Here is a 790-nt window from a genome sequence, read left to right as displayed (position 1 = left end):
GTGGTCCGGCTCGGGCCCAGACGCTGCACGGCCTGCATCCACGCCAGCGGCGCGAGCATCGAGGCCAGCAGGCACGCATACAGCACCAGCGGAATGTTCTGCAGGGTCAGGCCGGTTTTCGGCGACACGGCGTACAGCGGAAACAGCACCACCACCGCCACCAGCACCTGCAAATACAGCAACACCAGCGGCGGCAGGCGCAGCTGCCACTTTTTCAGCAGGGTGCTATAGATCGCGTAGGCGAGGGTGGCGACCAGCATCATCGCGTCACCCAGGTTCACCCCGTGTTGCAGCAACGCGCCGAGGCTGCCGGACGACACCACCACCAGCACACCGGCGAACGACAGCACCGCACCGACCAGCGCACCGGCGGTCAGGCGCTGGCCGAGGCTGATGATCGCCATGGCCAGCGACATCAGCGGCATCAGGGACAGGATGATGCCCATGTTGGTGGCGCTGGTCAGGGTCGCGGCGAAGTAGGCCAGGCTCTGATAGACCGCCATGCCGAGCACGCCGAGGATGAAGATCTTGCCCAGGTTCGGGCGAATCTGCGGCCAGTGCGCGATCACCTTCTTGAGCATGAACGGGGTAAACAGCAGGCCGGCGAGCAGCCAGCGGTAAAAGCCGATCTCGGCGGGAAAGATCGCACCGACCGCGAGCTTGTTGATCACGGTGTTGCCGGCCCAGATGAAAATCGCCAGCAGGGGAAACGCGTATTGCATGGGAGGAGAAACCAGTACGTTGATGAACGGCGATTATCCCCTGTCTGGATGCAGGCCTATACTGCGAA

Annotated in this window: 1 protein-coding gene; it reads right to left on the bottom strand. The window is 63.5% G+C overall.

Translation table 11 applies throughout. From position 1 onward, the window contains the following. The coding region (locus tag AC07Y2_RS28730) for a DMT family transporter (RefSeq protein WP_494990421.1) at positions 1 to 722 on the bottom strand (722 nt) is incomplete at its 3' end. Positions 723 to 790: the final 68 nt, after the last annotated feature.

The organism is Pseudomonas sp. GW456-12-1-14-TSB6, from assembly GCF_059424205.1.
The sequence above is the reverse complement of the archived record's forward strand: the minus strand, read 5'-3'. Positions and strand labels throughout refer to the sequence as shown.